The sequence below is a fragment of the Frigoribacterium sp. 2355 genome (assembly GCF_054060695.1).
The window spans coordinates 1-16984 of sequence record NZ_JBSSDL010000018.1 but is presented as its reverse complement, the minus strand read 5'-3'; the positions used below and the strand labels follow the sequence as shown (position 1 = coordinate 16984).

The following is a 16984-nucleotide window of genomic DNA, read 5'->3' as shown; positions in this document are numbered from 1 at the left end:
GGCGCGAGCCGACATGACCGACACCGCTCACCGACCGCAGGCCCTCACGGTCGGCGAACCCCGCGCCTCCGACCGGGTGGCGTCGCTGCTGGCCGAGATGACCCTCGACGAGAAGCTCGCCCAGCTGGTCGGCTGGTGGGTCGACCAGGGCGCCGAGAACGTCGCCCCGATGCAGGGCGAGATGGCGACGTCGGGCGACTACGTCGAGGCGACCCGACACGGGCTCGGGCACCTGACGCGGGTCTACGGGACGCGGCCGGTGGACCCCGTCGAGCGCGCCTCCTGGTTGTGGCGCGAACAGCGCCGCCTGCGGGACGAGACCCGACTGGGCATCCCCGCGCTGGTGCACGAGGAGTGCCTGACCGGCCTCGCCGCCTGGCAGGCCGCGACGTTCCCGACGCCGCTCGCCTGGGGCGCGTCGTTCGACCCCGAGCTGGTCGAGGAGATGGCCCGGCTGATCGGCGGGTCCATGCGCGACCTCGGCGTGCACCAGGGTCTCGCGCCCGTGCTCGACGTCATCCGTGACACCCGCTGGGGGCGGGTCGACGAGTGCATCGCCGAGGACCCCTACGTCGTCGGCACGATCGGCACCGCCTACGTGAAGGGGCTGCAGGCGGCCGGCGTGCACGCGACGCTCAAGCACTTCGTCGGCTACTCGACCTCGGCCGCGGGGCGCAACCACGCACCGGCGCAGGTCGGACCGCGGTTCGTCGAGGACGTGCTGTTGCCGCCGTTCGAGATGGCCGTGCTCGACGGCGGGGTGCGGTCGGTGATGAACTCGTACGCCGAGATCGACGGGGTGCCGGTCGCCGGGACGCCGTCGTACCTGACCGAGGTGCTGCGCCGCAGGTGGGGGTTCGACGGCGTGGTCGTGTCGGACTACTTCTCGGTGGCGTTCCTGCAGGTGATGCACGCCGTGGCGGCCGACCGGGGCGAGGCCGCGGCATTGGCCCTCGAGGCCGGCATCGACGTCGAGCTGCCCACCGGTGACGCCTACCTCGCGCCCCTGGCCGAGCGGGTGCGGGCCGGAGACGTGGACGAGGCGCTGGTCGACCGGGCGGTGATCCGCGTGCTCGCCGAGAAGGAGGAGCTCGGGCTGCTCGACGAGACGTTCGAGACGCCGCCGCCGACCGAGATCGACCTCGACTCGGCCGAGCACCGGGCCGTCGCGCGGCGGCTGGCCGACGAGTCGGTCGTCGTGCTGACGAACGACGGCGTGCTCCCGCTCGTGCGGGGGGCGACGGGGGCCACCGGTGGCGCCGGGGCCGCCGGTACCGGACCAGCGTCGGTCGCGGTGGTCGGCCCGAACGGCGACAGCGCCGAGGCCCTGATGGGCTGCTACTCGTTCGTCAACCACGTGCTGGCGCACCACCCCGGCGTGCCGCTCGGCATCGACCTGCCGACCGTCGCCGCCTCCCTGCGCATCGAGCTGCCCTCCGCCGAGGTGGTCGTCGAGGCCGGCTGCGACGTCGAGGGCGACGACCGGTCACGCATCGACGCGGCGGTCGAGGCCGCCCGGGGCGCTGCGGTCGCGGTCGTCGTGGTCGGCGACCGGGCCGGCCTGTTCGGCCGGGGCACCGTCGGCGAGGGGAACGACGTCGAGAGCCTCGAGCTGCCCGGGGTGCAGCGCGAGCTCGTCGAGGCCGTCGTCGCCACCGGCACGCCGACCGTCATGCTCGTGCTCTCGGGCCGGCCGTACGCCATCGGGTGGGCGGTGTCGGGTGCGGGGGCGCCCGCCGCCGTCGTCCAGGCGTTCTTCCCGGGGGAGGAGGGCGGGGCCGCCGTCGCCGGCGTCCTGACCGGCAGCGTCGAGCCGTCCGGGCACCTGCCCGTGTCGTTGCCGCGGTCGGCCGGCGCGCAGCCGTTCTCGTACCTGCACCCGGTGCTCGGCGGGCCGTCCGAGGTGACGAGCGCCGACAGCACGCCGGTGCTGCCCTTCGGCCACGGGCTGTCGTACACCTCGTGGCGACGCTCGGACCTGGTCGTCGACTCGGCGGAGGTGCCGGCGGGCGGCTCGTTCGTCGCGTCGGTGACGGTCGCCAACACGGGCGACCGCCCCGGCACCGACCTCGTGCAGCTCTACGCGCACGACGTCGTCGGCTCGGTCACCCGGCCCGTCGCGCAGCTGCTCGGCTACGCGCGCGTCGCGCTCGGACCCGGTGAGGAGGCGCGGGTCGTCTTCCGCGTCCCCACCACCCGTCTGGCGCTGACCGACCGGCAGCACCGACGGGTCGTCGAGCCCGGGGACGTCGAGCTCTGGGTCGGCGGCTCGTGCGCCGAGCGGGAGGCCGAGGCGACGGTGCGGCTGACGGGCGACGTGTACCCCGTGACGATCGCCGACGAGCGGATCGTGGGCGTCGAGATCGGGACGCGCGCCGGGCGCTGACCCGCGCCTCCTCGGGTCGCCGGCCCGCGCCTCCTGCGCCCCGAACCCCGTTCACGAAGATGAACCCCGATTTCTCGTGGTTCGTCTTCGTGAACGGGGTTCGTCGCGTCGCAGGAGGCGCGGCGCGGGACGGCAGGAGGCGCGGCGCGGCGACCACGGTCAGGGCGCAGTAAGGCGACATGTGTAGCCTTACGGCGAGTCGCGCACGGTCGCGCGACGACTGGCCCGGCGCCGCGTCGGGCCTCACCGAACGAGAGAACCGGAGCCCGTCCCATGGAGCGTTTCACCGACAAGGTCGTCCTCATCACCGGCGGAGGGTCGGGCCTCGGCCGGGCCGCCGCCGTCCGCGTCGCGAGCGAGGGCGCGAAGCTCGCCCTCGTCGACGTCTCGGAGAAGGGCCTCGCCGACTCGCAGGCCGCCGTGCTCGAGGCCGTCCCCGGGGCCGAGGTGCTGACCGTCGTCGCCGACGTGTCGAGCGAGGACGACGTCGCGCGCTACGTGTCGGCGACGGTCGAGCGCTTCGGGCGCATCGACGCGTTCTTCAACAACGCCGGCATCGAGGGCAAGCAGAACCTCACCGAGCGGTTCGGCGCCGACGAGTTCGACAAGGTCGTCTCGATCAACCTGCGCGGGGTGTTCCTCGGTCTCGAGAAGGTGCTCGGCGTCATGCGATCGCAGGGCGACGGCGGTGCCGTGGTCAACACCGCGAGCGTCGGCGGCATCCGCGGCGTCGGCAACCAGTCGGGCTACGCCGCGGCCAAGCACGGCGTCGTCGGCCTGACCCGCAACTCGGCCGTCGAGTACGGCGAGTTCGGCATCCGCGTCAACGCGATCGCCCCCGGCGCCATCTGGACGCCCATGGTCGAGGCCTCGATGCGTCAGATCGACGCCGAGAACCCCGAGAAGGCCGCCGAGCAGTTCATCCAGATCAACCCGACCAAGCGCTACGGCAAGGCCGACGAGATCGCCTCGGTCGTCGCCTTCCTTCTGTCGGACGACGCCACCTACGTCAACGCGGCCGTCGTGCCCATCGACGGCGGGCAGTCCGCGAAGTACTGAGGCACCCCGCCGGCCCGCGCCTCCGCCGGTCGACCCGCGCCTCCGCTGGTCGCCGACCCGCGCCTCCTGCCGCCTCGCACCCGGTTCCGAACCATGCACCCCGTTGCTTCTGGGTGCATCGTTCGGAACCGGGTTCTTCGTCGCGCTGCGGGCCGGCAGGGAGGCCACCGGGCCTGCGCGGCGCGCCAGAGCAGGAGGTGCCGCGCTCGTCAGCGCAGGACGACGATCATCCGCTTCGAGACGCTGGCGGACACGTTGCCCGACCCGGCGTACGACGCGGACAGGACGTACGTGCCCCCGCGGGTGAAGGTCCCCACCGGCACGGTGACGCGTCCTGCTCCGTCGGCCGAGACGGTGGCGGTGCCGACGGTCCTGCCGCCCGAGGTCACGGTCACGGTGCCGGTGGGGCGGGGGACGCCGGGGGCCGACACCGTGACCGTGACCGTCGCCGCCTCGTTCTTGGTGATCGCCGTCGTCCCGCGGGTCAGCGCGCTGGACGAGGAGGCCTTGTCGACGGTCACGCCGACGACCGCCGAGTCCGAGCCGGACTGCGTCGTCGTGGCAGGGACGAAGGAGGCGCGCAGCTGGTGGGTGCCCGCCGCGGTCGTCCCCGGCAGGGTCACCGTGGCGCGCCCGTCGGACCCGACCTTCGTGCTGCCGACGACGGCCGTGCCGTCCCGGAGTGTCACCGTCCCGCTCGGGGCCGAGCCGTCCGACGCGACGACCTGGGTGGTCGTCGTGATCGGGGTGGTCGAGCCGTGGGTCTGGCGGGTGCGGTCGACGCTCAGTCGACTGGTCGTCGTCGCGGGCGCGGTCGCGGGCGCCGGGGCCGACAGGGTCGGGGCCGGAGCGGAGGCGGGCACCTTGGCGGACCCCCCGGCGAGGCTCACGTCGAGGACCGCTCCGCCCGACGGGGTCATGGAGCGGACCGACACCGTGAAACCGCCGTTCGCGCTGGTGAACGACTCGCCCGCGTCGAGGTGCGTGTCGCGACGGCTGGGGTCGCGCCCGGCGTCGAGACCGACCGCGAGGGCGACGGTCGACACCGTGCTGCCCGCGAGGGTGAGGGGTCGGAGCACCCGGACGCTGCCGGTCGTCTTGTCGCTGGTGAGCGCGCAGCGCGTGAAGCCCGATCCGACGAGGGCGCAGGACGGAGAACGTCCGCCGAACTCCGGGCTGGTGGCATCCGTCCCGGTCGCGGTGCGGTACTCGACGTAGTAGTCCTGACCGCTGACCGGGTCGACCACCTTGACGGCGCGGCCCTTCTCGGCACCGTCGAGCGAGGCGACGGTGACCTGGCGGGTCGTGCCCGCCCCGCTGAGCGTGGTGACGTCGGTCAGGTAGCCGGCGCGGACCCGCTGGACGGACGACAGGTGGGGGCGGGACGACGAGACCGAGTAGCCCATGATGTCGAGGAAGTCCCCGTACTCGAGCACGGGGCAGGTGGCCGGGGAGTCGGTCGACGTGGCGTACCGGTAGTCGCTCGCGGCCCCGTCGAACGACGTCGTGCTGCGGCACATGCCGGCACCGGCGTGGCCGAAGCCGAGGTTGTGGCCGAACTCGTGCAGCAGCACGGGGACGCCCAGCGTGCTGCCCGCTCCGTACGAGCTGAAGACCTCGCCGCCGTCGCCGCCGACCGTGCCGAACGCGGTCGCCGTCGTCCCGCAGGTCTCGCGGCTCAGGACGATCAGGTGCTCGTTCGTGCCGGCCCACGCGTACCGGGCGAACCGTCCGCCGAAGGCCGAGGTGTGGACCGTGTTGAGCACCGTGGCGGGGACGCACGACGCCTGGTCGAGCGACCGGGTCTCGATCCCGGCGAGCGTCACGTTCACGGTGTGGCCCGACTCCGCCCACCAGTAGTCGTGCAGCTGCGTCACGGCGGCGCGGATCGAGGCGTCGTCGGGAGGCGTGGGGGAGTCGTCCGAGGTCGCGGCCGTCGCCGCCGCGACGCTGACGTACACCGGGTGGTCCGTCACCCCGGTCGTCGGCGACACGTCGTCGTCGGTCTGGGCCCTCAGCAGGGGCGCCGCGGGCACCGTCATCATGTCGCCGGACAGGTCGGCCGAGACGCCCGACGTGGCCGTCGAGGCGGCGGCCGTCGTGGTGGGGGCGGTGGCGGCCGGGGCGGGCGACGGGGTCGCGGCCTGGGCGGGGGCGGTCACCAGGACGGTGAACAGCAGGGCCGCGGCGGCGGCGGTCGCCGCGAGGCGGCGGGTCGGGAACGAGGGCATGGCGGACTCCAGGGATCTCGGAGGCGCGGACCGTCACCGAGGGACGTACGGCTCCGTCGGACGTCGGGGAACGACGGAGGTCCTGCCGCCTCGGCGGACGTCGGGGAACGCCGAGGCAGCAGGGCTCACCGGCGGACGTCGGGGAACGCCGGAGAGGTGACGGCAACGCGCCGTCGGTGGGGGTTCATACCCACGAATGGAACTTAACCACCCTCGTCCGGTCGCCCGAACCCCCCGAACGAGTGCGTGGGGACCCCCAGAACAGGACCGTTCGGGATCTCGGCGGCCGCGCCTCCTGCCTGGGCGTCAGCCCTGACGGGCCACCGGTGGGGGTATATCGTCCGGGTATCGTTCGACCCGTTCCACCCTCGAGAAGGAGAACACCATGAGCAGCACGTCAGCACCCGGCACCTTCGGCTTCGGCACCGGCCTCGACGGCATGTGGCAGGCCATGGAGCAGCTCCGCTCGACCTTCGACCGCCGCGAGGGCACCCGTGCCCCGCGGGGCGAGGTGCGGGCCGCGATCCTCGCGCTGCTGGCCGAACGCCCCATGCACGGCTACCAGATCATCCGCGAGATCGACGAGCGCAGCGGCGGCGACTGGAAGCCCAGCGCCGGGTCCGTCTACCCGACCCTGCAGTTGCTCTCCGACGAGGGGCTCGTCGCCGCGGAGGAGACCGACGGCCGCAAGGTCTACTCGCTCACCGAGGCCGGTCGCGCCGCCGCCGGGGTCGACCCGTCGGCTCCGTGGGAGCCCGAGCGCTCCGCCACCGGCGACCGGTTCCGTGCCCTGCCCAAGGCCGGCGTCGAGCTGGCCCGCGCCACGGCGCAGGTCGGCCGGACGGGCTCGCCCGAGCAGGTCGACGAGGCGGTGGCGGTGCTCGACGAGGCCCGTCGTCGCATCTACTCGATCCTCGCCCGAGACTGACGAGGGTGGCGTCGACCGACCCCTCCGCGTCCAGTCCTCCGGTGCGTGACCGGGCCGGTCGCGCGCGCTACCGTCGCATCCTGCGGTTCGCGTCGCGGCACCTCGCCGTCACCTGGTGGTTCGAACTCGTCCTGCCCCGCTTCGGCCTGCGGCGGCTCGCGGAGCGCACGCGTGCCCGCCGCATGCGGAGCTTCGCGCGGGGCTTCCACGCCCTGGCCCTCGACCTCGGCGGCCTGATGATCAAGGTCGGCCAGTACCTGTCGTCGCGCCTCGACGTGCTGCCGCCCGAGATCACCAAAGAGCTCGAGGGGCTGCAGGACGAGGTCACGCCCGTGCCCTTCTCGGGCATCCGCGCCCTGGCCGAGGCCGAGCTGGGCCGACCCCTCGGGCAGGTCTTCGCCACCGTCGCCGAGTCGCCCATCGCCGCCGCCTCGCTCGGCCAGGCGCACCGGGCGACGCTCGGGCCCGTCGACGCCGCTGACACGGGCCTCACGGACGTCGTGCTCAAGGTGCAGCGGCCCGGCATCGACGCCGTGGTCGACGTCGACCTCGCCGCACTCCGCCGCGTCGGCGGCTGGCTCAGCCACGTCCGGCTGGTGTCGGACCGGGTCGACGCCCCCGCCCTCGTCGAGGAGTTCGCGCGCACCAGCCTCGAAGAGATCGACTACCTCAACGAGGCCGCCAACTCGGCCCGCTTCGCCGCCGACTTCGCCGACGACGACCGGGTGAGCGTGCCCGACGTCGTGTGGGAACGCACCACGCGTCGCGTCCTCGTGTTGGACGACGTCTCGGCCATCAAGATCACCGACGTCGACGCGCTGGCCGCCGCCGGCATCGACCCCGCCGAGGTCGCCCCCGTCTTCGCCGCGGTGATGTTCGACCAGCTCTTCACCCACGGGTTCTTCCACGCCGACCCGCATCCCGGCAACATCTTCGTCACGCCCGTGCCCGACGCGGTCGACGGGCAGCGACCGTGGAAGCTCACCTTCATCGACTTCGGCATGATGGGCGAGGTGCCGACTGGCACCCGGACGGGCTTGCGCAAGCTGCTGATCGCGGCGGCCTCGCGTGACGGTTCGGGCATGGTGAACGCCATGCGCGACCTCGGCGTCCTGCTGCCGAGCGCCGACACGCTCGGGCTCGAGCGGGCCGTGACCGCCACCTTCGCCCGGTTCGGCGGCATGGGGTTCGCCGAACTCCGGCAGGTCGACCCGCGGGAGTACCGCGAGTTCGCCGGGCAGTTCGGCGACCTCATCCGGTCGCTGCCGTTCCAGCTGCCCGAGGACTTCCTGCTCGTGCTGCGGGCGATGACGCTGACCTCGGGGGTCGCCAGCGCGCTCGACCCGGCGTTCAACCTGTGGGACTCGGTCGAGCCCTACGCGGCCCGGCTGATCCGCGACGAACGAGGCAACGCGGTGCAGGACGTCACGCGCCGCACCCTCGACGCCGCCACGGTGGCCGTGCGTCTGCCCGGCCGACTCGACCACCTCGTCACGCGCCTCGAGGACGGCACGCTCGAGGTGGGCAGCCCGCGGATCGAGCGCCAGTTGACCCGCATCGAGCGGACCGCCCGGCGGGTGGTCTCGGCCGTGCTCTTCGCCGCCCTGCTGATCGCGGGGGCCGTCCTGCGCAGAGGGGACGACGTGGTCGGCACGGTGCTCATGGCCACCTCGGCGGTGCCCCTGCTGCACGCGCTGCTGGCCGGCCGCGGACGCTGACGTCCGGCCGGTACGCCCCGGCGGGGTACAGGGGGTTCCCCCTGACTGGGGACACGACCCCCCTTACCGAGTCGACGATCCCTCGGTACCGTCGCCCCATCGGCACCGTGCCGAGACGTCAGAGCCCCCTCCCGACAAGCACCACGGGGGCCTCGGCGCCCCCCACCCGAAGGACTCCCCGACATGTCCCGATCGCTCCGCCGCGCCCGCTGGACCCGCCGTGCCCGCTGGGCCGCCGTGCCCGTCGCCGTCATCGCCTCCGGCGCCATCATCTCGACGGCGTCGTACTCGGCCTTCTCGGCCACCACCTCGAACCCGACGAGCAACTGGTCGACCGGCACCGTGCAGCTCACGGACGACGATTCCGACGTCGCCCTGTTCTCGGCCTCGGGCCTGATGCCCGGTGACACCGGCACGAGGTGCATCACGGTCACCTCGACGGGAAGCCTGCCCTCGTCGGTCCGGCTCTACGGCACCGCGGCGACCACGACCAACTCGCTCTCGTCCTTCCTCGACCTGACGATCCAACAGGGGTCGGGCGCGTCCAGCGCCTCGTGTGACGGCTTCACCCCGGCGAGCCAGGGTGCGCAGGTCTTTTCGGGCACCCTCGCCGACTTCGCGAGCCAGCGGACCGGCTACGCGACCGGCGCCCCGACCTGGTCACCGGACGGGACGGCCGCCGAGTCCCGCTCGTTCAAGTTCACGTACGCGCTCAGCCAGTCGACGCCGAACACCGGTCAGGACTCGCGCGCGGCGATCGCCTTCACCTGGGAGGCCCAGACCCGCTGACGCGGGAGACGACGCCCGAGCCGGAACACGCCGACATGACGACCCTCGCGGCCCCCGCCGCCACCACCCCGCAGGTCCGCTCCGACCTGTCGTTCTGGGGTGCGCTGTGCCTGGCGACGATCGCGCGGGTCGTCCTGACGACGGCCGTGTGCCTCCTGCTCTGGGCGGCCGTCCCGGCCCTCTGGGGCTGGTCGCCCACGACCGTGGTCACGGGGTCGATGTCGCCCGCGATCACCACCGGGGACGTGGTCGTGGCGATGCCCGTCGACACGACCGACCTCGACGCGGGGCAGGTGCTGCTCGTCGACGATCCGGACCGGGCCGGGGAGCTGCGGCTGCACCGTCTGGTCGACACGACCGACGACGGGTCGTTGCGACTCAAGGGCGACGCGAACGCCGAGGTCGACTCGAGCCCCGTCGCCGCCGAGGCCGTGCACGGCGTCGGGGTCCTGCTCGTGCCGTCCATCGGGTCGCCGATGCTCTGGCACGGCGGCGACCGCGTGGTGGGCGTGCTCGTCGTGTCCCTCGTCGTGCTGCTCCTGCTCGCGGCGATGCGGCTCGAGCCGACCAGCGAGGACGTCGTCGACCCCCTCGCCCCGTCCCGTCACCGTGCGCCCACGCAGCCGTCGGGGCGGTCGCGCGCGGCCCGGGTCTCGGGCGTCGCCCTCACCGTGGTGGCCGGGGTGGCCGTGCTGTTCCTCGTCGTCGGCTCGAGCCACGCGGCGTTCTCGGCCACGACCTCGACCTCGAGCGTGCTCGCCACCTCGCGGTTCGCCTGCCTCGACCGCCCGGTCGCGGCGCAGGCGCGATTCGCCTACCAGTTCAACGACGGGGTCGGCACGACCGCGCGCGACAGCAGCGGCAACGGAAGACCGGGCACCCTCACCCCCGGGGCCACGATCACGGGCGGCACGTGCGCCCCCGGTGACGGCCCGTTCCTGAGGCTCGACGGCGTGGACGGTCAGGTCACGACGGGGCTGAACGTCGACGGCCCCCAGGTCTTCACCGTCGAGACCTGGTTCCGCACGACCACGACGACGGGCGGCAAGCTGATCGGCTTCGGGAACAGCCAGGCGGGCGCGTCGGGACAGTACGACCGTCACCTCTACCTGACCGACCGGGGCACGCTGATCTTCGGCGTCTACAGCGGCGGGTACTTCACCCTGCAGAGCCCGTCGACGTACACCGACGGTGCGTGGCACCTCGCGACGGCGACCCTGGACGCCTCGGGCATGACGCTCTACGTGGACGGCGCGCCGGTCGGGTCGTCGTCCCAGGCGGCGGCCGAGAACGCCCGCGGCTACTGGCGGATCGGCTACGACGCGGTGAACGCGCCCTGGCCCTCGCCGCCGACCAGCAAGCACTTCCGGGGCGACCTCGACGACACGACGGTCCTGGACGTCGCCTCGACGGCGGCCGAGGTGAGCGCGAGGTACGCGGCCGGCCGGTGAACGTCGACCTGCGTCCGTCGACCGGCGTCCGGGGACCCGGGCCCGGGGACCCGGGCCCGGGGCCTCGGTCAGGAGGCGCGGGTCGGTCGAGCGAGGCGCCTCCGGTGGACCCGTCGGTCAGGAGCGGGCGAGGCGGCGGCGTCGGATGGCCGTGACGGTGACGAGGGCGGCACCGAGGAGCAGGACCAGGCCGGCACCGATCACCGGCAGCGTGGTGTCCGCACCCGTGTAGGCGAGGTCGCCGCGGGGGCCGGTGCCGTTCCGGTCGGAGACGGGGACGGCCGGGGTCGACGGCGTGGTCGTCCCGGGCGGCGTGGTCGTCCCGGGAGGCGTGGTCGTGCCGGGGGGAGTCACGGTGCCGGGAGGGGTGCCGCCGTCGCCCGGGGGCGGCGTGACGACGGCGGCCGGGGTGACCGTGATCGTGTAGTCCGCGGTGTCGGGCGGCGTCGTGCCGTTGTCGGCCGTGATGGTGACGGTGGTGTCGCCGGGGGTGGTCGGGGTGCCCGAGATCTCGCCGGTGGTGCCGTTCAGCGTGAGGCCGACCGGCAGGGTGCCGGTGGTGACGGTGAAGGTCGGGGCCGGGGCACCGGTCGCCGTGACGGTGAACGAGTACGGGGTGCCCTCGGTCGCGGTCGTCGGACTGCCCGACGTGATGGTCGGTGCGACGGTCTCGGACGGCGTGCCGACCGTGGGGCAGGCCGCGGGCACGGTGAGGGTGTTGGTGTCGAGCGTCACGGCGCCGGTGCGGGCGAGGAGCCGTCCGACGACGGTCGCACCCGTGGTCGCGGTGATGGACTCCTGCGCGAGGATGGTCCCGCGGAAGTCCGCGTCGGCGAGGAGGGTGGCCGAGCTGCCGACCTGCCAGAAGACGTTGCACGCGCTGGCGCCTTGGGAGAAGGTCATGGTCGTGTTCGCGCCGATGGTCAGGCTGCTGGCGGCCTGGATGACCCAGACCGACCGATCGGAGCCGGCGAACGCGAGGCTGCCGTTCTCGGTGAGCTGCACCGCGTCCCCCGAGTAGACGCCGGGCGACAGCGACCGACCGGCCAGGTCGACGACGTTGCTCTCCTGCGGGGTGAGGGCCGCGGCCACGTCGTAGGCCGAGGTGAGGTCCTGCTGCGCGAGCCGCGCGGGTTCGTCGGCCACGTGCTGCACGCCCCCGACGATCACGCCGGGGCCACCGGCGTCGAACCCGGTGACCGAGGAGCCGGGGCTGAGGCCGACGTCGCCGTTCACCACGCTGGGGCCGGTGTTGGTGACCGTCGAGGCGGCGAGCACGGCGTAGCTGCGGGCCGACCCGAGGTCGACGGGGCCGTCGATGACGTTCGCGGCGCTCGCGGGGAGGGCCGAGGCCACCGTGAGGGCGGCGGCGACGCCGAGGACGAGCCCCGAGCGGGCGAGGAGGGAAGGGGACGTCGAACGGGGCATGGCGCCACCTGACTGGGAAGAGGAGGCACCTGGACACACGTGATCGGTTCGTGCGGGCGTTCCCCGTTACCTGAGGTATACGCGGGTCTCCCTGAGAACTCAATCCTCGACGCGTCATCCGGCGACGCGACCGACGCAGCGGCACCCGTGTACCCCGGACTGGGCGTCGACTCGTGCGCCGTGCGGTCCGTAACGTCGATGCGTGATCCACGAGACCCACCCCGAGTCGTCGGACGCCCCGACGGCCACGACGACCACCCCCGCCACCCCGTTCGGAGCCCCGTCCGCCGCCGTCGAGCGACGCATCGCCATCGTCGAGGCGGCCATGCGCGTCTTCACCGAGCACGCCTTCCACGAGGCGTCGTTCGAGTTGGTCGCCCGAGCCGCCGATCTGCCCGTCAAGACCGTGAGCGACGAGTTCACCCACTGGAACGGCCTGGTCCTGGCGACCGTCGACCTCTGGGTCGGCCGCCGCACCCGGCCGCTGCTCCCCCTCGCCCGGACGCACGGCACGATCGCCCTGCTGCGCGCGATCGTCGCCGCGAACGCCGCCGAACCCGCGTTGATGCGCCTGCTGAGTGCCACCGTCAACGTCGCGGCGACCCCGGGCCACCCGCTGGCGCCGCTGTTGCACGACCAGTGGCAGCAGTTCTACCGGTTGATCCACAGCTCGCTCGCGCAGGACGTCGAGCTCGGGCGCGAGCCCGACACGATGCAGCCGGCCAGGGGTGCAGAGCAGTTGATCGCCCTCTACGAGGGACTGCAGCTGCAGTCCATGGTCCGACGTGACATGGACGTCGTGGAGTCGTTCGACCGGGCGATCACGCGCCTGCGCGCCGGGTGGGGCTCCGTCTACGTGCCGCCCTCCTGGGACCTCGAGCTGGTCTGAGTCGTCCCTCGCCGACGCGTCGTCGAGGCGATCGGGGTACATCTAAGACAGGCTCATGGACAATCCGGCGTCGTCGGCGTAGAAAAGACGGCACATCGCGTCTAACCAGCGTGATGAGGGGCACGACCCCGACGCCGGGACCCACCACCCCGGTGAGATGCGACCGAAGAAGGTACGCCGTGGATCAGACGGCCGAGACGACGACGAGGCGACCCGCCCCGCTCCGTCTCGTGCGCCTCCTCGGCTTCTCGGGTCTCGCCGCGATCGGCATGGTCGGTCTCGGACTCGCCTTCTCGTCCCCGTCGGCCTCGGCCGACGAGGCCCCGTCCTCCCTCCTCGGCGGCGTCACCTCGGCCGTCGGCCAGGTCGCCGGATCGCTCGACGCCCCCGTGGCCGCCGTCGGTCAGACCGCAGGAGGCGCGGTGTCACAGGTCACGGGCGTCGCCGTCCAGGCCACGGCCGTCGCACCCCCGGTGCAGCAGGTCGTGCAGGCCGCCGCCCCCGTGGTGCCCCAGGTCGTGCAGCAGGTCGCAGCCGCCGCACCGGTCTCGTCGGTCGTCGCGCCCGTCGCGCAGACCGTGGACCAGGTCGTCGCGGCCGTCCCCGTCGTGCCTGCCGTCACCGGCCCGGCACCCGTCTCGACCGTGACCGATCCGCTGACCGGCGTCGTCGACGAGGGTCTGACCGCCGTCGGCGACTCGGCTGCGGCCCCCGCCACCCCCGTGGTCCCGCCGGTCGTACCCGGGGGCGTCACGCCCCGACCGGGCGTCACGGTCCCCGCGGGCGACGTGCCCGCCGGGGCGGACGCGGACGTCGACGGAGCCGACGGCCTCGGAGCCGTCGCCACCGACGGGTTCGCCGTCGCCTCGGTGGCCGACGCGTCCGACGTGTCCGGCACGACCGCATCGACCGACGCGGTCGGAATCCTGCGGGCGCAGATCGCCTCGGGTCCGTCCTCGTCGGCCGACACGACCAGCGCACCCCTGGCGCCTACCCCCGGCCCGGCACCGCTTCCTGCCGGTGACGACCACGGCACGCCCGCCCTGCCCTCGGGCTCCGGCGGAAGCGCGAACGGTCAGGCCTCGGGCGGCGGAGCGGCCGGCGGTGCCGTCGCGCTCGACGCGACCCGCGCCTCCCTGCTTCCCGGACTCGCCGTCTCGGCGGGGTCCGCGGACGGCGACGACGACCTCCCGTCGACGCCTGCGTACGACACCGACTCTTCCCCCGACTGAGGCCGGTCGCGTCGCCCCTGCAGCCTCCCGGCTGCCGGCGACATCAGCGACCCCGCCGCGACCCCGCGGCACCACACACCTCATCTCTTGGAGAAGACCATGAACACGTACGTCTCGAGAGGGCTCATGGGAGCGCTCTTCATCGGGGGCATCTGGGCCCTCGGAACCACCGCCGCGAACGCGGCGACCACCACCGGTGACGACGGGCTGCTCTCGGGCACCCAGGTCGGCGCCGTCGTCGAGGCTCCGGTCTCGGCGCTCGGCAACGCGGTCAGCGTCCTCGGCGACTCGAGCAGCACCGCGCCGGCCCCTGCGGCGCCTGCCGCCCCGGCTGCGGCACCCGCCGCTCCGGCCGCCGCACCCGCCGCGCCCGCCGCACCCGTCACGACGACGAGCGGCGACTCGGGCGTGCTCTCGGGCAGCCAGGGCATCGTCTCGATCGACGTGCCGGTCGGCGTCGGTGGCAACGCGGTCTCGGTGCTGGGCGACTCGGCCGGCACGGCCGCTCCCGTCCAGGCCGCGGCCCCCGCGGCACCGGCACCGGCAGCACCTGCCGCCACGTCGGGCGACGACGCGATCGGCTCGGGCACCCAGGCCCTCGTCGACGTGACCCTGCCGGTCACGGTCGGCGGCAACGCGATCTCGGTGCTGGGCGACTCGTCGAGCACCGGCGCCACGACCGGCACCCCCGCAGGAGGCGCGACCGACGCCGGCCCCACCGGCTCGGCCACCGGCACCACCAGTGGCGACGACGGCATCCTCGGGGGCACGCAGGTCGTGCCGTCGGTGGGGCTGCCCGTGACCGTGGGGGGCAACGCCGTCTCGGTGGTCGGCGACAGCAGCAGCACCGGCTCGACCACGGCTCCGGCCGCGGGTTCCGGCACCGGCACCACCGGCACGGGTCCGACCACGGGTGGCGCCGCCACCAGCGGTGACGACTCCGTCGCCGGGGGCACGCAGGTGATCCCGACGGTGACCACCCCGGTCACGGTCGGTGGCAACGCGATCTCGGTGGTCGGCGACAGCAGCAGCACCGACACCACGACGGGCACCGGCACCGGCACCGGGACGGGTTCGACCGGTGGCAGCACCAGTGGTGACGACGGCATCCTCGGGGGCACGCAGGTCGTGCCGTCCGTGGGGCTGCCCGTGACAGTGGGCGGCAACGCCGTCTCGATGGTCGGCGACAGCAGCAGCACGGGCACCACGACGGGCACCGGCACCACCGGCACCGGTACGGGCACCACCGGTGGCACCACGAGCGGCGACGACGGAATCCTCGGGGGCACGCAGGTCGTGCCGTCGGTGGGGTTGCCCGTGACCGTGGGCGGCAACGCCGTCTCGGTGATCGGCGACAGCAGCAGCACGGGCACCACGACGGGCACCGGCACCACGGGCACCGGTACGGGTTCGACCGGTGGCAGCACCAGTGGTGACGACGGCATCCTCGGGGGCACGCAGGTCGTGCCGTCGGTGGGGTTGCCCGTGACCGTGGGCGGCAACGCCGTCTCGGTGATCGGCGACAGCGACACCACCGAGGGGACGACCGGCACCACGCCGACCACGCCGACCACGCCGACCACGCCGACCACGCCGACAACGCCGACCGACCCGACCGACCCGACCGACCCGACGATCCCCGTCGACCCGGCCGAGCCGTTCGAGCCGACCGACCCGACCGACCCGACGACGCCCGCCACCCCGGGTGACGGCGGCACCACAACGCCCGGCACGGACGACACCAACGGCGTCGACGGCACGACCGGCACCGTGCTCGTGACCGCCGCGGCGGCCGACCGCAGCGTCCTCGCCTCGGGGACCAGCGCCTCCTCGGCCCTCGCCGCCGACTCGTCGCTGGCCTTCACCGGTGGTGACGCTTCGGGCCCGCTCGTGGGCGGGCTGCTGGCGCTGCTCGCCGGGCTCGGCCTGCTCGTGGCGGCCCGCCGCCGGACGGCCCGCGCCTGACGGTCACCTCCGTCGCTCGCTTCTGAGCGACTCCACACCGACGGTGCACCGCAGACCTGGTTCAGGGGCCTGCGGTGCATCGCCGCGTCCGGAATCGCCGGATGCCCTCGTGCGTTGCACGACACATGACGTCCGCACCCACCATCGGCATCCTCGGCGCGGGCAAGGTCGGCACCGTCCTCGCCCGCCTCGTCCACGCCGCCGGCCACCCCGTCCTCCTCTCCGGCTCGGGGGACCCTGCCCGCATCCGCCTCATCGTCGACGTGATCGCCCCCGGGGCCCGCGCGGTCTGGTCGGCCGACGCGGCACGGGAGGCGGACATCGTCGTCCTGGCCCTGCCGCTCGGCAAGCTCGACTCGGTGCCGGTGGACGCCCTGGCGGGCAAGGTCGTCGTCGACGCCATGAACTACTGGTGGGAGACGGACGGCCTGCGCGACGACCTCTCGGACGTCCGGACCTCGACGAGCGAGCTCGTCCAGCAGCACCTGCCCACGTCACGCGTCGTGAAGGGCTTCAACCACATGGGGTACCACGACCTCGACGAGGGAGCACTGCCCGCCGGTCATCCCGAGCGGAGCGCGATCGCCCTGGCGTCGGACGACCGAGAGGCACTCGACGTCGTCGCGGACCTCGTGGACGCCATCGGCTTCGACCCCGTCGCCCTGCCCACCCTGGCCGACGGCATCGCCCTCGAGCCGGGGTCGCTGGCCTTCGGAGCGGACGTCGGCGCGTCCGAACTCCGCGAGACGGTCCGCGACTTCTGGAGCTCGCAACGCGGGCTCGCGGTGGCCCGCGCGCGACGTTCCCCGAGCCCGGTCGCCGGTGCCGACGCGGCGGTGGAGGTCACGGCCGGGTAACGAAGATGATGCGTTCCAATCCTTTTCGGGCCCGGTGGCGAACCCTGTACA

Annotated in this window: 12 protein-coding genes; 10 read left to right on the top strand and 2 right to left on the bottom strand. The window is 73.8% G+C overall.

What is annotated here, in order from left to right:
* The first annotated feature begins 13 nt into the window (after nt 1-13).
* Nucleotides 14-2386: a beta-xylosidase/alpha-l-arabinosidase gene (locus tag ACVJ1F_RS14860; protein WP_456887163.1), complete on the top strand. Its 2373-nt coding sequence runs from the start codon at nt 14-16 to the stop codon at nt 2384-2386.
* Nucleotides 2387-2659: 273 nt separating this feature from the next.
* Entirely contained in the window at nt 2660-3445 is a 786-nt protein-coding gene (locus tag ACVJ1F_RS14855; RefSeq protein ID WP_043597604.1) for an SDR family oxidoreductase, read from the top strand.
* A 209-nt stretch (nt 3446-3654) separates the two neighbouring features.
* Here the strand turns inward: ACVJ1F_RS14855 and ACVJ1F_RS14850 are convergent, their stop codons facing one another.
* On the bottom strand, nt 3655-5676 hold the full coding sequence (locus ACVJ1F_RS14850) for an Ig-like domain repeat protein (RefSeq protein WP_456887161.1): 2022 nt from the start codon (nt 5674-5676) through the stop codon (nt 3655-3657).
* A 385-nt stretch (nt 5677-6061) separates the two neighbouring features.
* Here ACVJ1F_RS14850 and ACVJ1F_RS14845 point away from each other — a divergent pair, with 385 nt between their 5' ends.
* From ACVJ1F_RS14845 to ACVJ1F_RS14830, 4 genes are all read left to right on the top strand, one after another.
* Entirely contained in the window at nt 6062-6604 is a 543-nt protein-coding gene (locus ACVJ1F_RS14845) for a PadR family transcriptional regulator (RefSeq protein ID WP_056047119.1), read from the top strand.
* A 41-nt stretch (nt 6605-6645) separates the two neighbouring features.
* Nucleotides 6646-8322: an ABC1 kinase family protein gene (locus ACVJ1F_RS14840; RefSeq protein WP_456887158.1), complete on the top strand. Its 1677-nt coding sequence runs from the start codon at nt 6646-6648 to the stop codon at nt 8320-8322.
* A gap of 183 nt (nt 8323-8505) precedes the next feature.
* Complete coding sequence (locus ACVJ1F_RS14835; protein ID WP_056047117.1) at nt 8506-9111, top strand: hypothetical protein; 606 nt, start codon at nt 8506-8508, stop codon at nt 9109-9111.
* A 35-nt stretch (nt 9112-9146) separates the two neighbouring features.
* Nucleotides 9147-10562: a LamG-like jellyroll fold domain-containing protein gene (locus tag ACVJ1F_RS14830; protein WP_456887156.1), complete on the top strand. Its 1416-nt coding sequence runs from the start codon at nt 9147-9149 to the stop codon at nt 10560-10562.
* A gap of 117 nt (nt 10563-10679) precedes the next feature.
* Here the strand turns inward: ACVJ1F_RS14830 and ACVJ1F_RS14825 are convergent, their stop codons facing one another.
* Nucleotides 10680-11990 (bottom strand): ice-binding family protein, encoded by a 1311-nt coding sequence (locus tag ACVJ1F_RS14825; RefSeq protein ID WP_456887154.1) that lies wholly within the window; start codon nt 11988-11990, stop codon nt 10680-10682.
* 202 nt (nt 11991-12192) lie between these two features.
* Between ACVJ1F_RS14825 and ACVJ1F_RS14820 the strand changes: the two genes are divergently transcribed.
* The 4 genes from ACVJ1F_RS14820 (at nt 12193) to ACVJ1F_RS14805 (ending at nt 16933) form a co-directional block, all read left to right on the top strand.
* Nucleotides 12193-12879: a TetR/AcrR family transcriptional regulator gene (locus ACVJ1F_RS14820; protein ID WP_056047111.1), complete on the top strand. Its 687-nt coding sequence runs from the start codon at nt 12193-12195 to the stop codon at nt 12877-12879.
* A 179-nt stretch (nt 12880-13058) separates the two neighbouring features.
* The gene (locus tag ACVJ1F_RS14815) at nt 13059-14111 is read left to right on the top strand and encodes a hypothetical protein (protein ID WP_456887152.1); all 1053 of its coding nucleotides are present in this window, start codon (nt 13059-13061) and stop codon (nt 14109-14111) included.
* 99 nt (nt 14112-14210) lie between these two features.
* Nucleotides 14211-16076, top strand: a complete 1866-nt coding sequence (locus ACVJ1F_RS14810; RefSeq protein WP_456887151.1) for a chaplin family protein — start codon at nt 14211-14213, stop codon at nt 16074-16076.
* A gap of 74 nt (nt 16077-16150) precedes the next feature.
* A complete protein-coding gene (locus ACVJ1F_RS14805; protein WP_456887149.1) occupies nt 16151-16933 on the top strand; it encodes an NADPH-dependent F420 reductase in 783 nt (260 codons plus the stop codon).
* Nucleotides 16934-16984 lie beyond the last annotated feature (51 nt).